This is a genomic window from Corynebacterium sp. HMSC036E10, assembly GCF_001836265.1.
Lineage (GTDB): Bacteria > Actinomycetota > Actinomycetes > Mycobacteriales > Mycobacteriaceae > Corynebacterium > Corynebacterium coyleae.
The window spans coordinates 85,631-93,098 of the sequence record NZ_KV827992.1 but is presented as its reverse complement, the minus strand read 5'-3'; the positions used below and the strand labels follow the sequence as shown (position 1 = coordinate 93,098).

At 64.1% G+C, this 7,468-nt stretch carries 7 protein-coding genes and 1 pseudogene; all 8 read right to left on the bottom strand.

Annotation, left to right across the window (positions count from 1 at the left end):
* A pseudogene (locus tag HMPREF2736_RS12435) lies at nucleotides 1-544 on the bottom strand (hypothetical protein); the annotation flags it as partial.
* 89 nt (nucleotides 545-633) lie between these two features.
* Nucleotides 634-1,140, bottom strand: coding sequence for a GtrA family protein (locus HMPREF2736_RS09770; protein ID WP_070421660.1), 507 nt, complete (start codon nucleotides 1,138-1,140; stop codon nucleotides 634-636).
* A gap of 85 nt (nucleotides 1,141-1,225) precedes the next feature.
* Nucleotides 1,226-2,335, bottom strand: coding sequence for a succinyldiaminopimelate transaminase (gene dapC / locus HMPREF2736_RS09765; RefSeq protein ID WP_070829510.1), 1,110 nt, complete (start codon nucleotides 2,333-2,335; stop codon nucleotides 1,226-1,228).
* Nucleotides 2,336-2,338: 3 nt separating this feature from the next.
* On the bottom strand, nucleotides 2,339-2,662 hold the full coding sequence (gene fdxA / locus HMPREF2736_RS09760) for a ferredoxin (protein ID WP_070421608.1): 324 nt from the start codon (nucleotides 2,660-2,662) through the stop codon (nucleotides 2,339-2,341).
* 13 nt (nucleotides 2,663-2,675) lie between these two features.
* On the bottom strand, nucleotides 2,676-2,999 hold the full coding sequence (locus HMPREF2736_RS09755; protein WP_070829509.1) for a hypothetical protein: 324 nt from the start codon (nucleotides 2,997-2,999) through the stop codon (nucleotides 2,676-2,678).
* On the bottom strand, nucleotides 2,996-3,871 hold the full coding sequence (gene mshB, locus HMPREF2736_RS09750) for an N-acetyl-1-D-myo-inositol-2-amino-2-deoxy-alpha-D-glucopyranoside deacetylase (RefSeq protein WP_070829508.1): 876 nt from the start codon (nucleotides 3,869-3,871) through the stop codon (nucleotides 2,996-2,998). The genes HMPREF2736_RS09755 and mshB overlap by 4 nt, the downstream gene beginning before the upstream one ends.
* On the bottom strand, nucleotides 3,868-5,490 hold the full coding sequence (locus HMPREF2736_RS09745) for an ABC transporter family substrate-binding protein (protein ID WP_070771217.1): 1,623 nt from the start codon (nucleotides 5,488-5,490) through the stop codon (nucleotides 3,868-3,870). Before HMPREF2736_RS09745 ends, mshB begins: the two co-directional genes overlap by 4 nt.
* Nucleotides 5,491-5,500: 10 nt before the next feature.
* Nucleotides 5,501-7,417, bottom strand: coding sequence for a translational GTPase TypA (gene typA / locus HMPREF2736_RS09740; protein WP_070484497.1), 1,917 nt, complete (start codon nucleotides 7,415-7,417; stop codon nucleotides 5,501-5,503).
* Nucleotides 7,418-7,468: the final 51 nt, after the last annotated feature.

Below are 7,468 nucleotides of genomic sequence, written 5' to 3'. Positions count from 1 at the left end.
CTGCATGCGGCACCCCACCACCGTCGCCATCACCGCGCAAGATACCCATAAGCGCATCAGCCATCTGGCCGGCTGGTGGCAGTTCCGTATCGATCAGCCCACGCAGCGTGTGCTCAATATCAGCAATATTGCGTGCCGAATGCGTCAAGTGCAGCGTGGCCATCCCTTCGCGAGCACGAGAAAACCGTACTTGTTTTTCAGGCGCGGGTTTCTTCGCATCAATAACCTGATCGGCATAGCGCGAGAGCGCATCGAAGCGGCCCTGAAACTTCAGCAGGGTAAAACGCAACCGCCAACGCTTCGCCGCATCCTCAACCACGGCAAGTTTGCGTTCAATCAAACACAACTGATCCAAGGGTGTGTCTGCTGCCATGTGGCGTGCGTCGGATTGTTTCCGCGTGAATTTCGTCGTCCCGAAGTAGACGTCGTGTACGCGTGACCATTCTCGGATGCGCGACGGGTTCAGCCCGGCAGCAAGGGCTGTGTCGCGGTCGAAGTCGGCGATGTCCGAAAGCCGGAAGCCGAGAAGGTCTACAAATGCCATGACATAAACGCTACGAAGCGATCAACCACCGCACAAGACCCACCGCAAAATTGTGGATAACTCCAACACCAAATTCCACAAACCACTGGTTAGACGGTTTTTGGCGTTTTCGGTTTTCCGAAGGTCCAGACCTTGTTGATGACAAAGTTCACCGGCATCGCGATCAGTGTGGAGATGGCTTGGGCCCAGTAGGATTTGGTGCGCAGGCCGGTGGAGTCGTCGAAAAGTGAATCGGAGAGTCCGATGGGAGTCGTCGGGTTCATGAGCAACGTCATGCATGTCAGCGACACCGCGAACGCGAGCGCGCCGGTGGCCAAGAAGGGGAAGAACCCGCGCAGCCAGGAGCGCGCGTGCACCCCACGGAATGTCCAGGAGCGGTTGAGCTGGTAGTTCCACGTGTTGGCCAGGAGGAACGCCAGGGTGGACATGAGGTGGTACCAGCGGATGTTCCAACGGGTGGAGCCGAGTTGCATGAACACGTCGTTGGCGTGCAGATCAAAGCCGTTCTCTAGGGCTTTGTTGGCCAGGTAGAACACGACGAAGTTGACGAGCACGCCGGAGCCACCGACGATGCCGAAGCGCAAAAATTGGCGCAGCCCGGCAACGAGGCGTACGGCAGTGCTGCCGCTTTCGGGCGCGGCGGCGTGTTGGTCGCCGGCGGCCGGCGACGGATGAGTGGGGTTAGTCAACGGTGTTTCCTAGGCGGGCGACTGCCGCTTCGATGCGCTCGTCGGGTGCGGTGAGCGAGATGCGCACGTGTTGGGCGCCGGCGGGGCCGTAGAAGTCGCCGGGGGCGCCGAGGATGCCGTGGTCGGCGAACCAGTTGAGGAGTTCGCGGGAATCCATGCCGTCGTGGTGGACCCAGAGGTAGAGGCCGGCATCGGAGTCGTCGATAGTAAGGCCTGCGTTTTTAAGGCCCTTCATCAACACAGCGTGGCGCGTGGCGTAGGTAGTGCGCTGCATTTGTTCGTGCAGGTCGTCGCCGAGGGCGGCCACCATGGCGGCTTGGATTGGGCCGGGCACGATGAGGCCGGAGTGCTTGCGGATAAGCAGAAGTTCTTGCACTAGGGCTTCGTCGCCGGAGATGGTGCCGGCGCGATACGACGCCAGGTTGGACGTCTTGGACAGCGAATGCAGGGCGAGCAGGCCAGTGTTGTCGCCGTCGGTGACGGACGGGTGCAGGATGGATACCGGTTCGGCGGACCAGCCGAGGTAGAGGTAGCACTCGTCGGAGGCGATGATTGCGCCGGTTTCGCGGGAGAATTCCACCCAGGCGCGCATCTGCTCGACGCCAAGGACTGCGCCGGTTGGGTTCGACGGCGAGTTGATGAAGACGAAGGCGGCGTCGCGGGGTGCGGTGGCGGGGTCGTCGCAACGAATAACTTCGCAGCCTGCCATCAGCGCGCCGACTTCGTAGGTGGGGTACGCGACCTCGGGGATCACAACTTTCTCGCCGCGCAGGCCCAACAATGTGGGCAGCCACGCGACGGCTTCTTTGAGCCCGATCACGGGCAGCACGGAGCGTTCGGTCAACCCTGCGATGCCGAAGCGGCGGGCGTGGGAGGCCACGATCGTTTCGCGCAGTTCCGGCGTACCCGCGGTTTGCGGGTAGCCGGGCGTTGCGGCAGCTTCGGACAGTGCGAGTTGGATGGACGGGGCGACTGGGTCGACGGGGCCGCCGACGGAAAGGTCGATCAGGCCGTCCTCATGGGATGCGGCGTGCTTGCGCACGTCGGCGATGGTGTCCCATGGGAAGTCGGGCAGCTGTGATCCGAGTGGGGTGCGTGCCACGGTTTAGTCCTGGTTCTGCGGCGGCAGTGCTGCGACGAAGGGGTGGTCGAAGTCCTGTGGGCCGGTCTTGGCGGCGCCGCCTGGCGAGCCGAGTTCGTCGAAGAAGCCGACGTTGGCGTCGTAGTATTCACTCCACTCGTCGGGGGTGTCATCTTCGTAGAAGATGGCTTCGACGGGGCAGGCAGGTTCGCAGGCGCCGCAGTCGACGCATTCGTCGGGGTGGATGTAGAGCATGCGCTTGCCCTCGTAGATGCAGTCAACGGGGCATTCTTCGACGCAGCCGCGGTCCATGACGTCGACGCACGGTTGAGCAATCACGTAAGTCATGGGAAACAGTATGTCACTTCGCCTTGAGTAGTGGCCAAACGCCTCCCGCTAGCCCCGCGATAAGGAGTGCGAGGGTCCACCCGGTTGGAGGGAGGATGACCATGGAGGCGAACAGTGCTGCTGCCCAGACGGCAAGCGGAACAATCATGCTTTTCGACGACCACAGCCGCGCCGTCTTCGCCAACACCGCATTAAACACCGCTGCGATGATGACCCAGAACCAGTTCAGGTACGCCACTTCCAGGATGAGCGAGCCGAGGGCGCCGACGCTCAGCCAGGTGATGCCGGCGATGGCTTCCCCGCGTGAAAATTCGGTTCGGATGACGGGGTGGCTCATTTGGGGATTCCGGATAGGACGTGGGTGGCGTCGTCGTGAAGTGGCGTGCCTGCGCCGAGTTGGAAGTGTTCGACGCGTTGGATGGGCTGGGTGATGAGGTTGGACAGGGCGTAGTAGACGACGGGACCTTGGGCGATGGCGGCGTGGGGGTTGACGTCGGTGGTGCGGCCGTCGGCGATCCAGAGTTGGGTGGCGTGGGCACGCATGGCGGCGATTTTGGCGCTGTAGGCGTGGTCGTCAAGGGAGACGGCGATGTCGGAGGTGGCGACTCCGTCGAGTTCGCCGGGTTGGGCAAGGCGCCAGCCGTCGGGGGCGGTCTCGGGCGTAAGCGCTGCGGTTTCTTCGGCGAGGCGCACGGCCCACAGGATGCGCGGGATAGCGACGCGTTCGGCGGCGGTGTGGGTGATTTCGTGGGCGCGGATGTGGTCCGGGTGGCCGTAGCCGCCGTCGGGGCCGTAGGTGATGACAAGGTGGGGGCGCTCGGCGTCGAAGATCGCGGCGAGTTCGGCTACTGCGGCGTCGCCGGAGTTGACAAAAGCGCGCGGGTTGCGGCTTGCGGGCGAGCCGGCCATGCCGGAGTCGCGGAAGCGGCCAGCTCCGCCGAGGAAGGTGCCGCGCGCGCCGATGGCGGCCAACGACTCGCGTAGTTCGCCGATGCGGAAGCCGCCTAGCTGGTCGGCTTCGTCGACGACGAGGTGCTGGTACGGCTCGCCGATAACTTCGCCTTCTTCGCCGAGTGTGCAGGTGACGACGAGGACGTCGGCGCCACGTCGGGTCAGATCGGCGATGACGCCTGCGGTGGTGATGGCTTCGTCGTCAGGGTGGGCGTGGACGGCCACTACTCGGTAGCCGGTGAGGTCGCGCGTTGTCATGGTTTCTCCTTCGGTGTCGGGCCTACTGTATCGGCCAGTTGCCAGCGGGCGGCGTCGCTGATACCCCCGGGCCAGGTGGAGACGCCTGGGATGGCGACGCCACCGGAGGATGCTGCGATGCGTGTTTCGTTGAGGATGGGCACCCATACGGCGTCGCGCTCTTCGGCTTCGGCCACGGCTGCTCGGGCCTCGGTCGCACTCATGGTCCCGTCCAGGATTCGCCCGGCGAGCGCTTCGTTGCCCACGGAGCACAGGCCGGAGAGGTTGCCAGCACGCGAAGTTTTGGACGGACACGCCATGCGGCTGGCAAGCGTGGTCATGGACGTGGAGTTGCGCTGCCACACCACTGCCAGGTCAACTTCCGACGATGGCAGGCTGCGCCCGGCGAGCGTCGTCGCGTCGGTAGAGGTGAGTTTTGCGGGAATGCCGGCGCCGTTGAGGATGTCGACAAGGGTGCGCGCCGCAGCGGCCGCCGCCGGGTCCATCGCATCCGCCCCGACGCGGATGGGCACGGTGCGCGCTCGTAGCGCTGCGGTGTCCTTCTCCCCCGGCGTGAACGCATGCTCTGCTACGGCCAGGTTGGTGCTGCGGCCGGCGGCGATGTGGGCGAGCAGGGGGACGTCGATAAGCGATCGCACTTGCTCGCGCATTGCTTGGTCGAGCCCGCTTGTCGCGGAGATGACGACGCCAAGCACGCGTGACGACGACGCCTCGCGCACCTCCACCCCCGGCACCCGGCGAAAGACCTCTTCCGTGGTTTCCTGCGGCGTGACGTCGGCGAACGCGAGCTGGCCGGAGCGCAACTGGTCGGCGGTTTGTGTTGTATCGCGCGCGGCGGTCAGCGTCAAAATGTCCACGCTTGCTGGCTCAGTACCCCAAAACCTGTCGTTTCTATTCAGCACTACCGTGCCGCGGGCCCGGCCGACATCTGCCATGAGGAAACGCCCGGCAGACGCAGGGACCATGTTGCGCAGTGCGAACGGGAAATCGCTGGCGTCAGCGGCGAACAGGTGCGACGGCAGCAGGTAGGCAAAGAGCTCCTCGCGGTTGGCCACGGGGCGCTCAAAGTCCACATCGACGACCTTGCCGCCTTGACCAGAAATGCGGATCGCCTGAATTGCCCGGTAGGCCGCAGGGTTGACGGTTCCGGCGGTGGTCACCATCCCGCGCCACAGGTAGGCAAAGTCGGATCCGGTAATCGGGGTACCGTCAGACCACTGCGCCTCCGGTGCGATGACGTAGCGCACGGTTTGGGCCGCGGGCGAGGTCGGCAGTGTTGAAACCCCCACCAGCAGGTCCCTGTTCGGGCTCGTGCCCACATATGCGCTAGGCAGGGTGAGGTCTGCGATGGCACGCACCGTCGAGGAATCGTCCGCAATCAGGTGCGGGTTAAAGCCTCCTCGTACAGGGTCGACGCCCACTTGTACCTGGGTGCGGTCGCTGCGGCGCGGGTTGTCGTCGGAAGGTGTCGTCGATACGCCAGATGTCTCGCTTTGGGCGGATTCCGGCTCAACGAGCGGCGGTGGGCCCGGGTTCGCCGAGCACGACGCGACGAGGCAAAGCGCGGAAAGCGCCGCCGCAGCACGGGTGGCTGGGCGGCGCGATCGAGGAGGCTGCATGAAGAACAGGCTAGCTGTTCTTCTGCTTCGCACGGGAGCGGGCACGGCCACGCTCGGTAGCGTTCAGGATGAGCTTGCGCACACGCATCGCCTCAGGGGCGACCTCGACGCACTCGTCCTCGTCACAGAACTCGATGGCCTCATCCAGGGAGAGGGTACGGGCCTTCTGCAGCGTGACAGTCGCATCCGCGGTGGCGGAGCGCATATTGGTCAGCTTCTTTTCCTTGGTGATGTTGACGTCCATGTCCTCGTCGCGCGAGTTCGCACCAACGACCATGCCTTCGTAGGTCTCGGCACCCGGCTCGACGAAGAAATCGCCGCGGTCTGCAAGCTGCTGCAGGGCGTACGCGGTGACCTGGCCGGAACGGTCGGCGACGAGCGAACCGGTCGGGCGGCCCTTGATCTCGCCGGCCCACGGACGGTGCTCGATCGAGTAGGAGTTGGCAATACCGGCACCACGGGTCTCAGTGAGGAAGGTCGTACGGAAACCGATCAGGCCACGCGACGGGACGTCGAACTCCATGCGGACCCAATCGCCGGAACCCGCGTTGGACATTGCGGTCATCTGACCCTTGCGGTTTGCCATGAGCTGGGTGACGGCACCCTGGTGCTCCGACGGGACGTCGATGATCATATGGTCGTACGGCTCGTAGGTCTTGCCGTCGATCTCCTTGGTCACTACCTGCGGCTTGCCAACGGTGAGCTCGAAGCCTTCTCGACGCATCGTCTCAATCAGCACGGTCAGCGCCATCTCGCCACGGCCCTGGACCTCCCACGCGTCCGGACGCTCGGTCGGCAGCACCTTGATGGAGACGTTACCGATGAGCTCCTGATCCAGACGAGCCTTGACCATGCGGGCGGTGAGCTTGTCGCCACCGTTACGGCCAGCCATCGGCGAGGTGTTCACGCCGATGGTCATGGAAATTGCCGGATCGTCGATGGCGATGCGCGGCAGCGGCTCGACGTGCTCCGGATCGCACAGCGTGTCACCGATCATGATGTTTTCCACACCGGAGACAGCGGCAATGTCACCTGCGACAACGTCGCCTTCAGCCGGAACACGGTCGAGACCTTCGGTGACGAGCAGCTCAGCGATCTTGACGTTCTTAACCTGCTGGTTGCCGTCCTCGTCGTAGTGGACCCATGCGACCTGCTGGCCCTTCTTTACCGAGCCCTTGAACACACGGATCAAGCCGATGCGGCCCAGGAAGGAGGAGGAGTCCAGGTTGGTCACCTGTGCCTGGAACGGAGCGTCGATCTCAGCGGACGGCTCCGGCAGGACGTCGTAAATAACGTCGAACAGCGGCTGCAGGTCCTCGTTGTCCGGCAGGTTGCCGTTGCCTGGGTTCTCCAGGGACGCGCGGCCTGCACGGCCTGAGGTGTACAGCACCGGCAGCTCGAGGAGGTTCTCAGCAGCCTCTGCAGCCTCCGGGTCCTCCAGGCCAGCGCCGAGTTCGAGGAGGAGGTCCTGTGCTTCCTCCACGACTTCGTCGATACGTGCGTCCGGACGGTCAGTCTTGTTCACACAGATGATGACCGGCTTCTTCGCTTCGAGGGCCTTGCCCAGGACGAATCGGGTTTGCGGAAGCGGGCCTTCGGAAGCATCGATCAGCAGCACGACACCATCAACCATGGACAGGCCGCGCTCGACCTCGCCACCGAAGTCGGCGTGGCCCGGGGTATCGATAACGTTGATGACCAGGTCCGCACCGTCCTTGCCTTTACCGGCGCGACGGATGGCGGTGTTCTTGGCCAAAATGGTGATGCCACGCTCGGACTCGAGCTCGCCGGAGTCCATCACGCGGTCGCCGTGCTCGCCGTGGTCGCCGAAGACGCCGGACTGCTCCAGCATGGCGTTGACCAGGGTGGTTTTGCCGTGGTCAACGTGGGCGACGATGGCTACGTTGCGAAATTCAGGGTGCGACACTCAACAGATCCTTTTACATTGTCGGAAATAACGGTTACACGATACTCCCCA